13 protein-coding genes are annotated in these 18,862 nt (G+C 34.5%); 12 read left to right on the top strand and 1 reads right to left on the bottom strand.

The genetic code is table 11. The features are described 5' to 3' along the window. The first annotated feature begins 327 nt into the window (after nt 1–327). The 3 genes from P8H68_RS07880 (at nt 328) to P8H68_RS07870 (ending at nt 5,300) form a co-directional block, all read left to right on the top strand. Nucleotides 328–1,137, top strand: coding sequence for an SDR family NAD(P)-dependent oxidoreductase (locus tag P8H68_RS07880; protein ID WP_300323163.1), 810 nt, complete (start codon nt 328–330; stop codon nt 1,135–1,137). Nucleotides 1,138–1,141: 4 nt separating this feature from the next. After that, complete coding sequence (locus tag P8H68_RS07875) at nt 1,142–2,155, top strand: zinc-binding alcohol dehydrogenase family protein (protein ID WP_300323161.1); 1,014 nt, start codon at nt 1,142–1,144, stop codon at nt 2,153–2,155. A gap of 187 nt (nt 2,156–2,342) precedes the next feature. Then, nucleotides 2,343–5,300: a sulfatase-like hydrolase/transferase gene (locus P8H68_RS07870; RefSeq protein WP_300323159.1), complete on the top strand. Its 2,958-nt coding sequence runs from the start codon at nt 2,343–2,345 to the stop codon at nt 5,298–5,300. Nucleotides 5,301–5,350: 50 nt separating this feature from the next. Here the strand turns inward: P8H68_RS07870 and P8H68_RS07865 are convergent, their stop codons facing one another. Next, on the bottom strand, nt 5,351–7,180 hold the full coding sequence (locus tag P8H68_RS07865; protein ID WP_300323157.1) for a sodium:proton antiporter: 1,830 nt from the start codon (nt 7,178–7,180) through the stop codon (nt 5,351–5,353). Nucleotides 7,181–7,445: 265 nt separating this feature from the next. Here P8H68_RS07865 and P8H68_RS07860 point away from each other — a divergent pair, with 265 nt between their 5' ends. The 9 genes from P8H68_RS07860 (at nt 7,446) to P8H68_RS07820 (ending at nt 18,839) form a co-directional block, all read left to right on the top strand. Next, a complete protein-coding gene (locus P8H68_RS07860; RefSeq protein ID WP_300323155.1) occupies nt 7,446–9,233 on the top strand; it encodes a hypothetical protein in 1,788 nt (595 codons plus the stop codon). A gap of 18 nt (nt 9,234–9,251) precedes the next feature. Beyond that, nucleotides 9,252–10,415 carry a ferritin-like protein gene (locus P8H68_RS07855; protein ID WP_300323153.1) on the top strand — a complete coding sequence of 388 codons (1,164 nt, stop codon included), beginning with the start codon at nt 9,252–9,254 and terminating at the stop codon, nt 10,413–10,415. A gap of 313 nt (nt 10,416–10,728) precedes the next feature. Continuing rightward, on the top strand, nt 10,729–11,556 hold the full coding sequence (locus P8H68_RS07850; RefSeq protein ID WP_300323151.1) for an EboA domain-containing protein: 828 nt from the start codon (nt 10,729–10,731) through the stop codon (nt 11,554–11,556). A 17-nt stretch (nt 11,557–11,573) separates the two neighbouring features. Continuing rightward, nucleotides 11,574–12,479, top strand: coding sequence for a TatD family hydrolase (locus P8H68_RS07845; protein ID WP_300323149.1), 906 nt, complete (start codon nt 11,574–11,576; stop codon nt 12,477–12,479). Nucleotide 12,480: 1 nt separating this feature from the next. After that, nucleotides 12,481–13,368 (top strand): UbiA-like protein EboC, encoded by an 888-nt coding sequence (eboC, locus tag P8H68_RS07840; protein ID WP_300323147.1) that lies wholly within the window; start codon nt 12,481–12,483, stop codon nt 13,366–13,368. A gap of 45 nt (nt 13,369–13,413) precedes the next feature. Beyond that, a complete protein-coding gene (locus tag P8H68_RS07835) occupies nt 13,414–14,598 on the top strand; it encodes a 3-dehydroquinate synthase (RefSeq protein ID WP_300323145.1) in 1,185 nt (394 codons plus the stop codon). Continuing rightward, nucleotides 14,595–15,800, top strand: a complete 1,206-nt coding sequence (eboE, locus tag P8H68_RS07830) for a metabolite traffic protein EboE (RefSeq protein ID WP_300323143.1) — start codon at nt 14,595–14,597, stop codon at nt 15,798–15,800. Before P8H68_RS07835 ends, eboE begins: the two co-directional genes overlap by 4 nt. Before the next feature lie 5 nt (nt 15,801–15,805). Further along, nucleotides 15,806–17,176 (top strand): nucleotide pyrophosphatase/phosphodiesterase family protein, encoded by a 1,371-nt coding sequence (locus P8H68_RS07825; protein WP_300323141.1) that lies wholly within the window; start codon nt 15,806–15,808, stop codon nt 17,174–17,176. Nucleotides 17,177–17,384: 208 nt separating this feature from the next. Continuing rightward, a complete protein-coding gene (locus tag P8H68_RS07820) occupies nt 17,385–18,839 on the top strand; it encodes a DUF3360 family protein (protein WP_300323139.1) in 1,455 nt (484 codons plus the stop codon). Nucleotides 18,840–18,862: the final 23 nt, after the last annotated feature.

The raw sequence follows: 18,862 nt of genomic DNA, 5'->3' as shown, positions 1-18,862 counted from the left end.
TTCTATGTCAATTTTAAGTTTTTTGGAGATACTTATTTTTTAAAATATGCACTTTCATAATTTGGGAAGATCATGGTTGTTTTTGTTAAACGATAAATGAATTATTATTGAAGATTATAAGTTAATATTGACATTTTTCCATAAGTATATCTTTCAGAGAATAGCGTAGTTTTTATTTGATAGTTTATCTGATTCAAGTAAAAAAAATGTGTTTATCACCTTACATCAAACCTGAGATTTAATTAAAGAAATTTTATACATACTGTGTTTGAATTATCCGAAAAAGTAGTACCTTTTTCCTGATTTAAAATTAGAAAATTTATAAATATGAAAAAGCATATACTTATCACCGGAGGAACGGCAGGAATAGGAAAATTAACCGCTGTAGAGCTTGCAAAACAAGGTCATTCCGTAAGTATTCATGGGAGGAATAAAGAAAAATTAGAAGATACTATTGCAGAAATAAAAGAATCGACAGGTAATAAAAACATCCAGGGATTCTTGGCAAATTTTGCAGATTTGACTGCTGTAAGACAAATGATTGAGGAAATTAAATCTTCTGTGAGTAAAATAGATGTCCTAATCAATAATGCAGGAGTGTTTAAATCAAGTGTAGATAGAAATGATGATGGGCTAGATGTACGTTTTGTGGTAAATTACTTGGCACCTTATATGTTGACAAACGAGCTTTTAGATGTATTGAATGATAAAGAATCGAGAATTATCAATTTGAGTTCTGCAGCACAAGCAACGGTTTCTTTGGTACAATTGGCAGGGAAAGCACTAATTACAGATAATGAGGCTTATGCTCAAAGCAAATTAGCCCTTACCATGTGGACTTTTAAATTAGCGAAAGAATTAGAAGATACAGTTGTCATAGCAGTAAATCCGGGCTCTCTATTAGATACAAGAATGGCTCAAGAAGGTTATGGTCAAACATGGGCACCAGCCGAGAAAGGAAGTAATATTCTTGTGGATTTGGCATTGAATGAAAAATACGATCATGATTCTGGTAAATATTTTGATAATGATAAAGGAGAGGAAAAAGGTTATTTCGCTCCTGCGCATGCTGATGCTTATGATTTAGAAAAAATAAATGAATTGATAGAAGTAACAGAAAGTATACTTAAAGGTTAAACTGATGAAAGCAATAGGGTTTAAAAAGTCATTAGATATATTAGAGCAAGAAAGTTTTATTGAGTTTGAGATGGAAAAAGGAAAACCATTCGGACGAGATTTGCTTGTAAAAATTGAAGCAACTTCAGTGAACCCCGTAGATTTTAAAATCAGACAAAATGCAGCAAAGGGTTCTGTATTAGAAATCCCTAAAGTTATCGGTTGGGATGCTGTTGGGAAAATAGTAGAGATTGGTGAGAAGGTTACTAATTTCAAGGTAGGTGATGCTGTTTTTTACGCAGGTGATCTTACGAGAACTGGAAGTAATACCGAATATCAATTGGTAGATGAACGCATTGTTGGGCATAAACCAAAAAATATTTCTAACGCAGCAGCTGCCGCAATGCCTTTAACCACTTTAACAGCGTATGAATCTATTTTTGATAGAATTAAGGTAGATGCTGATAAAGACAAAGGAAAATCCATACTAATTTTAGCGGGTGCCGGTGGAGTCGGCTCAATCGCTATTCAACTTGCAAAACAGCTTACTGGTTTGGTAGTGATTGCTACTGCATCAAGAAAAGAGTCCATTGATTGGTGTCATGAATTAGGTGCGGATTATGTTGTCAATCATAGAAATTTAAAGGAAGAGTTAAAAGCCATTGATCATGATGAAGTAGATTATATATTAGATTTTGTGGATTTAGAAGGATATTGGGAAACTATTGGAGATATTATCAAACCTCAAGGTCATATAGTTTCTATTACAGGGAGCAGTGTCCCATTAAACCTAGATATTTTAAAATCTAAGAGTGTTTCATTTTCTTGGGAATTTATGTACACTCGGTCTATGTTTTCTACCAGAGATATGGAAAGACAAAGTGATATTTTAAATCATGTTTCAAAATTATTGGACGAAGGAATTTTAAAATCAACTGCAACTACTGTACTCAAGGGTTTTTCTGTAGAAAATGTAAAGAAATCCCATCAACTTCAAGAATCAGGAAAATCTATTGGTAAAACAGTGATAGAATATTAATCGTCATATACAACCATTTACTGGTGTTGGTAATAATATTCTTACGATAGATTAACAGATGTTTAGTATTTATATTCGGAATATCTAGTGTCAGTGTAGGGCAAAATAGTTGTGTTTTGCTTTGAAATACCTCTATAATTTTGTGTTATGCAGTTCAAAATGAATTGCAGATATAGAAATTATAGATATGACTAAACTACAACAACTACTACTTTCTTTAATTATGCTAAGTGCATCTCATTTTGTATTAGCACAAAGTACCAATGGATCTAGACCCAATGTCATCGTTATTTTAGCAGACGATTTGGGGTACGGTGATGTTGGTTTCAATAGAGAAGATGATTTTCCAATTGATAGAGGTGTAATTCCAACACCTGAGATAGATAAACTTGCAAATAGCGGTATCGTCTGTAAAAATGCACATGTGGCACATCCTTTTTGTGGGCCAAGTAGAGCGGCATTGCTTACAGGTATGCTTCCTCATAGAATAGGAGCACAATATAATTTACCAAATGATATTACAACCCCGCTAGGGATTCCGGTAAACGAAACTTATTTTACTACAGTATTGCAAGATTCTGACTATAATACTGCGGCCTTTGGAAAATGGCATTTAGGTTTTACAGAAGGATCGTATCAACCTTTGGATCGTGGTTTCGACTACTTTTTTGGTTTTTTAGGTGGTGGTAAAAACTATTTTGAATCTATTTATGAAGATGCCTTTTACAATCGTCTTGATGGTGATAACCCAGTTACGAATGAATATCAAGATCCGGTGTGGAGAAATAGAGCATATGTAGATAGAAATGAGTTCAGCAACACCAATGAGGAGGATTATTTAACTGATGTAATAACGGATGATGTGATTACTTATATCCAAAGCATTTCAAATTCTTCTGATCCTTATTTTATGTACCTGTCCTATAATGCACCGCACACACCATTGCAAGTACCTGCAGCAGAAGAAGCTCGGTTTAAATTAGACAATCCTAATTTTGAAAGCTTGATAAGTAATAGTACTTATATTACAGAGTCAACACCAGTAGAGAAGGTAGATGACCCCGCAGAGAAGCAAGAATTGATTGATAAGTTTGTCGATGCTAGAATTACTTATGCGACTATGGTTTCCAATATGGATACAAATATTGGAAGATTGGTTACAGAACTTAAAAAAGACATGACAAAATTCAATAACACCGTTATTATTTTTTTAAGTGACAACGGAGGTTATACACATAGTAAAGGAGCAGTTAATTATCCTTTAGATGCGGGAAAAGGTAGTGTTAGAGATGGCGGTCACAAAGTTCCTATGTTTGTTTCTTGGCCAGATAAGATTTCACCAGCAACTTATGATCATCAAATAAGCTCATTAGATATTTATCCAACCTTAATTGGTTTAGCAGGAGAATCTGTTCCTGCAGGTAAAATTATTGATGGGGTTGATTTTATGGATGCTATGATTGATGGAGATGATGCCAGGCCTGACGAAGGACTTTTGGTAATGAGACCACAAAATGGCTTTCATAACGGAGCTTTTGCTTATGAAAATTATAAAATTGTAAAAACAGCCAATGGTGGACAATGGAACTTGTATGACATTTCTACAGATCCAGGAGAAAGCACCAATATAAGAAGTCAGTCAGGTGGTGAAGAAATTGTTCAAGACATATTAGACAAAGCAATTACTTTGGTTAAGGATTTCAAAGATGTTAAGCCTGCTTGGTATGACAATGCTCATTATGACAGTGATGCCGATGGTGAAGGGGATACCCATGTTCATGGTCCTTTATGGAAAGATGGAACATTACCGGGGTATGATAGACTTTTTGAAAGCCCATTGTTAAAATTGGAAGGCGAACTAAGTATTGTTTCGATTAGTGGTACAAGTGATGCAATTGAGGGTGGAACTAACGGAATCTTTAAAGTGAGTTTGCCTGAGGATGTTTTGGCAACAGAAGATATTGATATCAGTTATTCAATTTCAGGAGAAGCTACTAATGGAGTTGATTATTCTACAATTTCGGGTACAATCACAATTTTAGAAGCTACCAATTCGAGTGAGATCAGTATCAATGCAATTGAAGACGGTATTGATGAGACTAGTGAAACAGTAATCTTGACTTTAACCGGAATTTCAACGGGAACTGTAAACGAAACTCCTGCACAAATTACTATTTACGATGTTATAAACCCTACAACCTTAACAGCTGGAGATATTGCTCTTACAGGTTGGAAAGCTGGTTCTGGAAAAATAGGATTTGTTTTATTAAAAGATATAAGTGCTACAACTAAAATTTCGATATCTAATAGAACATGGAGCAATGGTTCTAGTCAATTTACTGGTGACTATAGTGTAGATGATATTTGGACTTGGTCTGCGGGAGAAGCTTTAGCTGTTGGGGATCACTTTATATTGGATTCTGATGGATTGGTAAAACGGGTCAATATGGATTCCCAGGAAGTAGTTGGTACCACTTCTCATGATCATACAGGAAAAGCAGCTGAAAGCAGTGATGGTGATTTTGACTTATCCACAAATGGAGATGGAATACTATTTTTTCAAGCAGACCCTTTTGCATTGCCAACTGATGCTTCTGCTAGTTTATGGATAACAGGATTGCATACTGGTTCTGGTTGGGGCTTAGGAGGTGGAAATTCGTATTGTGAATTGCCTACCGCTTTAACAAATGGATTAAATGCAAACCAAGTAGGAGAGAAGCATAATTATGGAGTGTACACAGGGGCTTTATCTGGTACTGCAGCAGAACTAAGAGCTAGTATTAATGATAGTAGTAATTGGTTGTTCTCTGAAGATACAGAATATAATTTATGGAAATACAACGAGATAGTGAACGGTGTATCGGGGAATATTGGTTCTGAAGGTGAGTTGAGTGTCAATGAAGAGTTTAGTAGAAAATTACAGGTATACCCAAATCCATCAAATGGGTATTTCTATTTCACCATCGCAGAGAGGATCCAACAAATGGAAGTAGAAGTGTTATCTGCATCAGGGCGTTTAATTAAAAAGATTCAAGTTGACTCACGTTTACCGAGAGTTGATGCTTCTCAATTGGCTACAGGTATGTATATTTTAAAAATAAGTGCTGATTCTTATACTGCCTACAAAAAGGTTATAAAAATATAACAAGAATATTTTAGTTTACAAAAAAGCCACCATTTTCATGGTGGCTTTTTTTATGAATTATTTTCAATCTCTTTCCCTAGATAAACAAAGCTAGTTCCGGGTTTTATATTCTCTAAACGAGTTTTATTCACATAAGTTATAATATCTAAATGACCGTCTGGGTATTTTACAAATAAAGGTATCATATCCGCATCTTTTTCAGTCAGGCGAATCAAACCAATATATTCCTCTTTCGTAGTAAAAGGAACCTCTTGTACTGTCGGAAATTGATTGGCTACTTCCATTACAGAAACATAATCGTTTTTATGATACATCAAGTTAGAATTCCTTGGGTTTTCAATGATTTCATCATGTGTACGTATTCTAAAAACTCCATTTTCTCCAAATTGCTTTTTAAAACGTTGTATTGCATATTTATTGATTTCTGCATTTCCTGTCAAAGCAATTAAAAAACCAATATTACTAAGTTCAATATTATCAATCAATTCATCAGAGTAGATATCGACTAAAGAAGCATCCAGTCCCATCTTTTTTGCCTTTTCAATATTCGCTATATTAGAATCCATCAAAACAACTTGTTGGTCGTTTTCATTAAGGTATTCAGCAATTAACCTAGAGAATTTAGAAGCTCCAATAATTAAAATCCCATTGGAGTTTTGTAAAAACACTTTAGAGATTTTCGCAAACAATCTTGCTGTGGTTGCGTTAAAAAGAACCGTACCCAAAACAATAACAAATACTAAAGGTGTTATGTATTCCGCTCCCTCAACATTATTTTTTACCAATTTTAAACCAAAAAGAGAAGCGATACCAGCAGCTACAATACCACGTGGTCCTACCCAACTGATAAATAGTTTTTCATTGAATTTTAAAGTAGAGTTGATTGATGATAAAAAGACTCCTAAGGGCCTTATTACAAAAACAACAATTAAAAAGATAGCCAATGTTTTCCAGTTGTAAATCAGCATCAAATCGCTCCAATTTACATTTGCAGCTAATAAAATAAATAAAATAGAAATCAATAAAACACTGATGGATTCTTTAAAATCTAGTATTTCATTCAAATGTGGAAGATTAGAGTTTCCTAACACCATTCCCATCACTACCACTGATAACAATCCTGATTCGTGAGAAAAGGTATCAGATAACACAAATATCCCCAAAACAGAGGCAAGCACAAATACGTTCAATAAATAATGAGGAATGAGTTTTCTTCGAATGGCATAGCCTAAGGCATGCGCAAATGTAAAACCAAAAGTAGAACCGAATAATACAATTTTTCCGAATTCAACAAAGGCTGTTTTTGTATAAGTGGTTCCTGTACCTACATTGATAAATTCAAACACTAATACGGCAACTAAAGCCCCAATAGGATCTATCAATATCCCTTCCCATTTCAATACAGCAGAGATATCTTTTTTTAAGGGTATATTTCTTAAAATAGGAGTGATTACTGTAGGTCCGGTTACAATAATCAAAGCTGAGAATAGAAAGGATACCTGCCAAGATAAGTCGAAAATAAAATGAACAGCAAACCCAGCTCCCCAAAACGTTACAGCGGAACCAATGGTTATCAATTTAGTGATGACAGGTCCAACGTTTTTAATTTCATTTAATTTCAGTGTCAATCCACCTTCAAATAGAATCAAACTAATGGCCAAGGAGACAAAGTAATAAAGACTTTCTCCAGGGAACAATCCTTTTTCACCATTCCAAACAGGTTCAATCCATTTAGTTCCATCAGAACTAAGCCACTCTGAGGCAACAGGTCCGACAAGTAACCCTATTAAAATCAAAGGTAAAATAGCAGGAATTTTAAATTTCCATGCCGACCATTGTGCTAAAATTCCTAATATAATAATTCCGGAAAGTTCTATCATTTTAAAATGTTATCAAGTTCATCACTTTAAACAAATATAACAATCCTTTTGAATAATGTAGGCCGTTCCTTGAATTGCTGACTAAATAATTGGAAATCGTATTCTTTTTCGATAAAGTTATTCAGGACACTTATGCCTGTTTTTTTGGTACTTATGGAATTTATAAACTAAACATTTCTCTAATTATTTAATATTGAATTGAGTTTTGGTCGATCTGTTTTCGGTCGCATTAAATCTAAATAAATTTCAACCTAAAAAATATAAAATGTCTTATTTACAAACCCCTAGACTTACCTTTTCCGGAAGGTTTCAGTCAGATGTATCTACAGTAAACAATGATCCCAATCATTTTAATAATGCAACCTTCCAATCAAGCTATCAAGATTTTCAAGATGGTAAAAATGCCAATGGTTGGTGGAATCCTACCGGAACTGGAAATTTTCGTTTGATAGACCTAAAAATTCAAAGTGTTACGTATTTGGATGGTACAAGTACAAAAGATCCCAAAAAAGACCCCATTATTGGTATGAATATTATGGATACCGACTCTAGAGTAGCGGGAAAGATGGTAGATTTAGATTCTCAACAACAAATGGTTTCTGAAATTTGGGGACTTATTGTTCGAATTGGAAAAGGAGATTCAACTTATGTGAAAGGTGATTATGAAGTAGCAGCATTTACTAATATCTGGTTCAATAGGTCTTTAGATAAAAAAGCCGATTCTGCTGCAGCAGCCACCTATCAATCACAAATAAAAAATTTAGAGTGGGATATAGAAAACGTTGGTTCTAGGTATCTGAAAGAATTGATGCAAACCAGCAAAGATAGTTTATCTATACAGTTTACCGTTGATAGATACAATGGAGATCATACTTCTCCTGAATTTACTTTAGGTAGGATGGTGGGGACTATCGGACCTGTATTTGATGAGGAGCCTGTGCATCACATTCAAGGTAGACAGTTGTTTCCTAGCGTATCTTCAGTTAATTATGCAATGGCTATTGTAGATGAAAAATTAAGTCAAGTCGTTTTAAATTTCTCAAATTCTTTACAATTTGGAATTGCACCTCAAGCACCTATTGATATCATCGATACGGAAGGAAAGCCAGAAACGATTGCAACAGCACAAGTAGGGATCATCGAAAACGCAAACATGACTTTGGCTATAAATACTGGTACAAAGGAAAATCCGAATTATGTTTATTTAGGAGCTGTTAATTATAATGAACCAGGTTGGTACGAAAAGGATTCGGGGATTTGCACTTTTGATTTATCCAAAGAAAATTTAGAACTGGTTCAAAAGAATCCATTGGTGATCCTTGATTACTCTACAAGTCAAACAAATAGTTTAGGTCTTAAACAATCTGCAACTCCAATGTTAGAGGAAAGAAAAAATTATGTGGTTGCTGATACCTATGTATTTCGTATGAACCCAGAAGATACTGCCCATGTAAAGTTTTATGCTACTGAATTTGGAAAGCCATTGGCAAATAAATCGATCGTGGTAAATTATGATACTGCGAATTTATTACAAGGAGCAGACAATCCTACATTAGGAGTTCCTTTGAGTGCCTTGATATTTACTCCAGCTGTGAAAACAGATGAGAATGGAGTGGCATACATGGAATTAAATGCTGCTGACCCGGGAAATCCAAGAGAATTTATTGACGGTCAGTTGTATGCTTTGAATTATAGTTTAGAGGGATCGTTTTTTGTGGATTGCAATCCAATAAATTTTATAAGTATTATGGTTTTTGACAAAGTAGCGAAGGATGTGATTGAAAACCCTAAGTGGTCCGATTTACAGCCAACGATGCAGCAGTATTCGAACTTATATCCGATAATGTCACGAGGAGTGTTTAAACTATCCAATCAAGAAGTAGTGGATAAACATGCCGAAATACTAAAATTTGTTTTTGGTAAAGAAGTATCAGACCCAAATTACATGCCCGTTACCAGAGATTTATCAAGAGATAAACAACAAATGATTCTTAATTATTTAGAGGGTATCATCAACGACAAACAAATGAATGAAGCAGTAGCTGCAAAATAGAAACAACCTTATAATATTATGATTTTACTTAAAAATAAAAAGATAGATTCTCTTAAAAAACTTAAAGATTCTATACAGACTGCGATTGAATTAGAGCATGCAACAATTCCTCCGTATTTGACAGCAATGTTTTCATTGGCAAATACAAAGAACACTAAAATAGCAGGTTTGATTCATTCCGTTGTGATTGAAGAAATGCTTCATTTGACCATTGCTTGTAACTTATTGAATGCCATAGATGGTTCCCCTGTTTTGAATGAAAAAGGATTTGTTCCTACATATCCTGGACCTTTACCTGGTGGAGTTGAATCTGGTTTAACGGTACCTATTGCAAAATTTTCTAAATCCTTGGTTAAAGATGTTTTTATGGTGATAGAGGAACCTGAGCATCCGATTGATATCAAAATATCGTCTAACAAATTATTGGCAAATTCAGATTTGAAATCTCAGTTAGAGCAGAGAGTTTCAGAATTAGAAGCAAAAGACAATTTAACAATAGGTGAATATTATGAATATATTACACTGCTTTTAGAAATTTATGAAATTGTTGCAAAGCTAAAAGGTGAAACTATATTTTGTGGAGCTATGAGCAAGCAAGTTGTGAATCCTAATTGGTTTCCTGAATCAGAATTATTTGCTATTACGGATTTAGAAACCGCAAAAAGAGCGATAGAAATAATTGTAGATCAAGGGGAAGGAAGTACGACAGATCCTTTTGTGGAAGCGGATATTGATGGGGATACCGCAAATGAACCAGCGCATTATTATAGATTCGGTGAAATCTATGCGGGTAAAGAATTGATCAAAGACAGTTCATCTGAAGTAGGGTATTCTTATGGAGGTGATGAAATACCGTTTTATGCAAATGAGGTTCCAAATATGACGGAAAACCCAAAAATGAGTGATTATTCCGTAAACTCTTTAGCTTATCTAAATAGTAAATTGTTCAACTATAACTATACCAATTTATTGAATAGTTTGCATGAAACCTTTAATGGTCAGCCAGATAAATTGAGCAACGCCATGGGATCTATGTATGCATTGAGATTATATGCATTGAAACTTATGGCTTTACCAGATCCAAATAATCCTGGTTTTGTGGCAGGTCCGAGTTATGAATATGTGGTTTCACAAGACTTGAGCGAAAGTGAGAAGTTTTCATTAGAAGTAGCACAGGAATAAACTGTTTAGTTTTTTAGCATGATATTTGTTACTACTGTTTTTAGTAAGTAAAATAGAAAAAATCCGATAGTACATAAACTGTCGGATTTTTAATTGATTTTACTATTTAGGATCGATTTTGCTTAAACGATTAAGCACTGATATTTCCTTAAAAAATAACGGATTAAATAAAAGATAGAATTAGTTCTGCATTTTTTATGGAAACCATTTGATTATTTAATTATATCAAAGTAATTTTAAGGACTTAAGTGGTGGTTGTTCATAATATCAGATACAATAAATTAGAATAGAACCTCCAAGAAGGGAAAGGAATATGTCGGAAATCTCAACAGTATTTTTTTTAGAAAAGCTATTAAAGCATCATTTAACGGATAAAGAATTTGAGTGGCTAGCTTCAAATTTTAATAAAATTGATGAAGATGCTACAGGTAAAAAGTTTTTGTTAGCCTATAGTTTGGTGTATCGTTTTATTTCTAGAAATGATATTTCTTATTCAGAGAACGAATTAGCAGTTCTGGAAGATATCTATCCTTCATTCCATGCGAAAGGATGGAATACACATTCTCTCACAAGGGCTTTATTGATGCTGCACTTGGATCCGAAAACAAATAAAAAAACCTTGCAATTTCTTGAAAACACAGCAAGTGATAAGGAGCAAGAAGATTTGTATAAAAGTCTATATTTTTTAGAAAATTCAGAAGACTTCATTTCGTTTATTGAAGAAGGTATTCGTAGCAATGTAATTACCATTTATGATGCGATTGCACACTACAATCCGTTCCCAGCGACATATTTGTCTGAAAATAGTTGGAATCAATTGGTCTTAAAAGGTATTTTTAATTATCGCCCATTGTATCCAATTTATAAACTTCAAGAAAGAAATAATGAAAAATTAGCCTTGGTTGCCAATGATTATGTTCATGAACGTTGGGCTGCCGGAAGAAATTTCACTCCAGAACTTTGGCAGTTAATGCTGGGTAACATCAACCAAGATTTAGAAAAAACAGTTAGCAAAGCTTGTACTTCAGAAAATGCCATAGAGAAGAAAGTTGCTACAAAAGTACTGGAACTAAATAATACACAGACTAATACAGATACAGGGTTTTGGGAATCTGTAGGAAAAGAATACTATAACATTTAATACTTAAACACTTAACAATGCATTTTATTGATCCACATATACACATGGTTTCTCGTACAACTGACGATTACGAAGCGATGCGAGCAGCAGGAATTGTTGCGATTATTGAACCCGCTTTTTGGATGGGACAACCAAGAACTTCAGTTGGTTCTTTTCAAGATTATTTTAATAGCTTGGTCAATTGGGAACGTTTTAGGGCTTCTCAATTTGGTATCAAGCATTATTGTACCATTGGACTGAATTCTAAAGAAGCTAATAATGAAGCTTTGGCAGAGGAAGTTATGGACCTATTACCATTGTATGCAGCCAAAGAGGGAGTTGTAGCTATTGGTGAAATTGGATATGACGATCAAACAGCGGCTGAGGATAAATACTTTAGACAGCAAATAGAATTGGCTAAAGAGCTAAATTTACCGATAATGGTTCACACACCTCATAGAGACAAGAAAAATGGAACCATAAGAAGTATGGATGTCATTAAAGAACATGGTGTAGCTCCAAACATGGTTGTAATTGATCACAATAATGAAGAAACAGTAAAAGATGTTTTAGACAGAGGATATTGGGCTGCTTTCACCATTTACCCAAATACCAAAATGGGAAATGAAAGAATGGTAGAAGTTGTAAAACAATATGGTTCAGAAAGAATTATCGTTGACAGTTCGGCAGATTGGGGGGTAAGTGACCCATTAGCTGTTCCAAAAACCGCTGCACTTATGATAGAAAGAGGTGTTTCTCAAGAAGACATGCACCTAACTTGTTATAAAAATGCATTGGATGTTTACGGACAGAGCGGTCAATTTAACGAATCAGATTGGTTGACAGAAATGAAGATTGAAGAGCAGGAACTTTTGAATGGAAATTCGGTTTTACGTGGACAAGAATTTGTCAAAAAAACGTATTCAAATATTATCAAAAACTAACATGAGGTTAGGTAGTTTTATCAAAATGGCTCGTCCAGCCAATATCATAACAGCGATATCAGATATTGTTGCAGGTTTAGCGATTTCTGGAGTTTTAATAAATTCTTTTGATGAAGAATTATTGAGGAACAGTTTTCTTCTTATACTCGCAACAATAGGTTTGTATGGGGGTGGAATTGTTTTTAATGATATTTTTGATATTGAGGACGACAAGAAAAATAGACCTGAGCGAGTGCTTCCATTAGGAAAAATTTCAAAACAAGAAGCGATTTATTTTGGAAGCCTATTGTTTTTAACAGGAATCAGTTGTGGGTTTTTGGTCTCTGTTTTTAGCGGAATGCTAGCGACTACAACAGCAGCTTTAGCCATGTCATATGATAAGTTCTCGAAACATAATACTGTTTTAGGGCCTATAAATATGGGGTTATGTAGATCGGCAAATTTATTATTAGGGATGAGTATAGTTCCTTCTGTTGTTTCGTCTATGTGGTTTATTGGTTTTGTTCCTTTGGTGTTTGTTGCTGCTATTACTCTTGTAGGGCAAAAAGAAGCACATGGTCACAATAAAAACTCAATTTTTAAAGCTATATTACTGGATACTTCTGTAGTTGGTTTTTTTATTGTTTTGATGCTAAAAGGATATTTGGATATTCTTACATCAAGTCCATTTTTAATATTCTGGTATGGAATTAACTTGAATGCAAAAATAAGAGCGATAAAAAATAATATTCCAGAAAAAATTAAGAATGCTGTAAAAACAGGGGTATTATCCTTAATCCCATTAAATGCTATTTATGTAGCAGGCTTTTCAAATGGAGTTTATGGATTGCTTTTATTGTGTTTGTTACCACTGTCAATTTTTGTGGCCAAACGTTATGCAGTCACCTAATAGAAGTAGAAAGAAAATAAGTAGAAGATTATTTAGGTTTAATTTATGAATAAAGTAATACAACAAAACTTTCAAGTTCAATTCAATTATAACATCTCTTTTACTGAAGATGTATTTAGAGCTGAGAATACATTTTTAAAAGAAGTATTGACAAGTGTACCTTCTATAAGAACGGCAAAAGCTGTGGTGGTTTTGGATCAAGGGTTGTATGCGCATCAACGTCAGCTAATAGATAAGATTGAAACCTATTTTCAAACCTATCATAAAAATATCACTTTAATGGGAACTCCTCTTATCGTGGATGGTGGTGAAAAGGTTAAAAATAATTGGAACTCTGTAGAAAGTGTCTTAGAATTATTAAATACTCAGAAAATCGACAGACATTCCTTTATTATCTCAGTCGGAGGTGGTGCTGTACTTGATATGGTTGGCTTTGCAAGTGCAATTGCTCATAGAGGTGTTCGATTGATTCGAATTCCGACCACGGTACTTTCTCAAAATGACTCAGGTGTTGGGGTGAAAAATTCCTTCAATTATTTTGAAAAAAAGAATTTTTTAGGAACCTTTCAACCTCCGTTTGCTGTAATCAATGACAGCTACTTTTTAGATAGTTTATCGGATCGTGATTTTCGTTCTGGTATCTCCGAGGCCATAAAAGTTGCTTTGATAAAAGATGTATCTTTCTTTGAATGGATAGAAAATAATAGTACCCTTTTAAATAACAGGGATTCTAAAACCATTGAGCATTTGATATTCCGATGTGCTGAATTGCACACAGAGCATATAGGAACTGCAGGGGATCCTTTTGAACAAGGCTCTTCAAGGCCTTTGGATTTTGGGCATTGGGCGGCACATAAATTGGAGTATTTAACCAATTACAAACTCACACATGGTGAGGCAGTTGCAGTAGGTATAGTATTAGATAGTTCTTATTCTTACTTTAAAGGATTTTTGACGAAAGAAGAAATGTTACGTATAATAACATGTTTTCAACAATTGAATTTTCAATTGGATCATGAGTTATTATTCGATCCTGAGGATAAAAATGCGATAAATCCAGAATTAATAAGTGGTCTAGAAGAATTTAGAGAGCATTTGGGAGGTGAACTGACCATAATGCTATTAAAATCGATAGGGAAAGGGGGGGAAATTCATGAGATGGAGGAAGAAAAATTAAATGAATCTGTTGCCTTTATAAAAACCTTTGTCATAAATTTACATGCCGTATGAAGATTGGAACAGGCCATTTAAGTTATTGTACAAATATTCATGCAGGTGAATCTTGGAGCGAGATTTTTAAAAACTTGGAGATTTATATTCTAGAAGTTAAAAGTAGGATTTCACCCGATGCTCCTTTCGGTATAGGCCTGCGTTTGTCAAATATTGCTGCTGAGGAATTGAGTAAAAAAGAAACTTTGCGCAATTTTAAAACCTGGTTAAAAGAACATCAGCTGTATGTATATACTATGAACGGGTTTCCTTTTGGTAGTTTTCATGGGGAAGTGATAAAAGATCAAGTTCATGCACCGGATTGGACAAATATTTCAAGGAAAAATTATACAAAGCAATTGTTTGATATTTTAGGTGAATTATTACCAGAATCAATGACTGGCGGGATTTCAACATCACCGATTTCTTATAAGTTTTGGCACCATAACCCATCGGAATTAGTGAAAGCAAAAACGCAAGCTTGTTCGGCAATTATAGATGTAGTTTTTCATTTAATGGACATAAAATCCAAAACAGGAAAAACACTCCATTTAGATATAGAGCCAGAACCTGATGGGATCATTGAAAATTCAAATGAGTTCGTAGCATTTTACAATGAATTTCTTATCGGAAAGGGAATTTCAGAATTACAAACTTTAAAAGAATGTACTAGGGCAGAAGCTGAACTAGCGATCAGAGAGCATGTTCAGTTGTGTTTTGATATTTGCCATTCTGCTGTTGCATTTGAAAAGCCTTCGGAGGTTATTTCGTTGATGAATACCCATAAAATAAAAATAGGGAAGTTACAACTGAGTTCAGCTTTAAAATGTCATATTGATGGGAATTACGCTCTTAATGAATTGCAAGATCATCTGCTGGCCTTTCATGAACCAAATTATCTTCATCAGGCAATTATAAAAACTAAAAATGGAGAATTTAGGAAATTTCCCGATTTAGATGTTGCCATTGAAGCAATGGAAAGTGCTACTTTTCGGGAATTAAGAACACATTATCATGTACCAATATTTCTTGCAGATTATCAAAAACTACAATCTACTCAAGATGATTTAATTGAAGTTTTAAAATTATGGAAGGACAATGCCTTTACGAATCATTTAGAAATAGAAACGTATACTTGGGACGTGTTACCTGATCAAATGCAAACAGATATTACGACGGCAGTCTCTAGGGAAATGGAATGGGTTTTGAATCAAATAAATTAAAAAGAATGAAGCAAACAGTGGTAATTAATGTAGTTGGATTGACTACAAAAATATTAGAGGACCAAAGTTTATTCATCTCACAATGGAGTAAAAGAAACAAGAAGGTCTCTACAATTACTCCTGTTCTTCCAGCTGTTACCTGCACCATGCAAACGACTTATTTGACTGGTAAAACTCCTTCGGAACATGGGATTGTCGGAAATGGTTGGTATCATAAAGAGCAATCAGAAGTGCAATTTTGGAAACAATCCAATAAATTGGTTGAGAGTCCAAATATTTGGGATGAGGCAAAAATCAAAAACGAAGATTTTACTTGTGCCAATATGTTCTGGTGGTATAATATGTACTCTAGTGTTGACTATTCTGTTACCCCTAGACCTCAATATAGAGCTAACGGGCTAAAAAAGCCAGATTGTTATAGTCATCCTTCAAACCTTAGAGACGAGTTACAAGACAAATTTGGGGTTTTTCCTTTGTTTGATTTTTGGGGACCTAGAACAACAATAAAATCTAGTCAGTGGATTGCGGATGCTTCTAAATATGTGCATGACACGTGTAATCCGACTTTGCAATTGATTTATTTACCTCATTTAGATTACTGTTTCCAAAAATATACGGCGGATTCACCACAGGTAAAAAAGGATATTTTAGAAATTGATGATGTATTAAAAGATCTTATTTCCTTTTACGAAGCTAAAAATGTAACCCCAATAGTTGTTTCAGAATACGGAATATCTCCAGTAGATACACCTATTCATTTGAATAGGATTTTCAGAAAATCTGGTCTTTTAGCGGTGCGCACTGAGAACCATAAAGAATTGTTGGATGCGGGTACTAGTAATGCGTTTGCAGTAGCAGACCATCAAGTAGCACATATTTATTGTAAACCTGAAGTAGAGCAGGAGGTATTGGCAATATTAAAGCAAACGGAAGGCGTTGAAGAAATATTGGATAAAAAGGAACAAGTCTCTAGAGGTTTGTGGCATAAAGATCGATCAGGAGCATTTATGGTTGTGGCTAAAGCAAATGCTTGGTTTACCTACTACTATTGGTTGGACGATAAAAATGCACCAGATTTTGCAAGAACTGTAGCGATTCATGACAAACCTGGTTATGATCCGGTAGAAATGTTTTTGGATACTGATAAAACCGCTATCAAACTTCAAGTTGTGGCAAAGTTGTTGCTAAAAAAAATGGGATTTAGAGTGTTGTTCGATTTTATTCCTTTGAAAGGAGAAATGATTCAAGGATCTCATGGTAGGGTAGATGTACCTTTTAATGAAATGCCTGTCATTATTTCAGAAAACAATCATAGTGACAATATTGAAGCTGTGGCTGTTAAAGATGTTATTCTTTCTAGTGTTTTTGACGCGTAGAATTACCATCCGATTTTAGTATTAAAAGCTATACTTTTCTTTGTATCTTATTTTGAAGTTAAACGCTTCTATTTTTAATTATATTGAATTGCAACAATTTTCATTTTTAAAGAGGCTTGATTTTTATCATAAATCAAGTGTTTTTTAGAATTTATATTTAGGCCCTAAACAAATAGCTTAAAATAAGCATAAGCCAATATCATAATTTATGAAAATGAAATCAGAGAATAGCTATAAGAAACAGCGCAAGAAATCAAAAGAATTTAAAACACGTCAAGAGTATTTAGAGCATGAATTAGAAATCATGAACTTTAAGAGATGGAAGGTTCACTTGCCATTTCGTGATTTTCATATAGAAATTGAAGATTTGGTACCCGCACTTGCAGCGACTATTGGAAAGGTGGTAATGGTGACAGCCATGGTTGCTGCATTTGCTATCCAGTTTGGCTTAACTCCTGAATTTATTGCAGAAAATGTCAGATACGAATTATTAATCGCTGGAGGGATATTTGTTATTTTGTTTTCGGCTATATTAAACCCTACAGCAAATCTTGCAGGAACACATGGCCCTATGATTCCTCTTATTCCAATCATTGCACTTGCAGGAGGACATCCTTTAGCCTTAGGGATTTTGATTGGTGTGTTTGGAATATTATTAAGTATAACCAAAGGAGGGTCCAAATTAATGAACCTAACAAGTGTGGGAGTACGTGGAGGCTTGCTCATATATCTTGGTGCCGTTGGACTGATCAGTCAAATAAAAAAGTTAGAACTTTGGTCTGCAGATACTGAAATTATTGCACTTTCCTTTGTGATTATTGGTGTCACAATTTTTATATACGCCTATTTGGCTCGAGTAAACAAAAGGTGGTTGGCAATTCCATTATGTTCTGCATTGGCAGGATTGATTGCTTTTTTAATGGGAGCCGATTTTGCTTTTACTACCAAACCTGGACTTCCACATTTTAGTCCATTTTATTGGTGGGGAGAAACTACCGGTTGGAAACTGGGGTGGCCTAACTTTGAGCATTATATAGCGGTAGTTCCTTTTGCAATTTTAGCGGTTGCAATGTGGTCTCCGGATTTTTTAGGTCACCGAGTGTTTCAGGAAATAAACTACCCTAAAAAAGCAAAAAAAGTATTAATGGATGTTGATGATACGATGACAGTTGCTTCCATCCGTCAAATAATTGGTTCTATTTTAGGAGGAGGAAATATCGCTTCCTCATGGGGAACTTATATGATTCCAGCAGCAATTGCGAAACGACCGATTCCTGGAGGAGCTGTTTTAACGGCTATCTTATGTATTGCATTTGCCATTTTAGGATACCCTATGGATTTGGCTATGTGGGAACCTGTCCTGAGAATTGCACTTATCGTAGGAGTATTCTTGCCACTACTCGAAGCGGGAATGCAAATGATTAAAACACAAAAAAGTTCCTTAAGTGCAGGTACTTGTATTTTTGCTTGTGCCTTTGTAAATCCAGTTTTTGGTTGGGCTTTGACTATGCTGTTAGATAATTTAGGGTTGATAGGAGATAAGGAGCGGGCTAAGAATTTATCGATGAAGGAAAAATTAATTATTCCTGGTGTCATGTTCTTAGTGTGTGTGATCTCTTTAGCACTCGTGGGACAATTGAGAGGAATCCCTGGAATGTTTTAATATATAAAGTCCCATTTTTTAGA

It is taken from the genome of Flavicella sp., from assembly GCF_029238425.1.
Classification (GTDB): domain Bacteria; phylum Bacteroidota; class Bacteroidia; order Flavobacteriales; family Flavobacteriaceae; genus Flavicella.
This window is presented reverse-complemented; position numbering and strand designations above follow the sequence as displayed.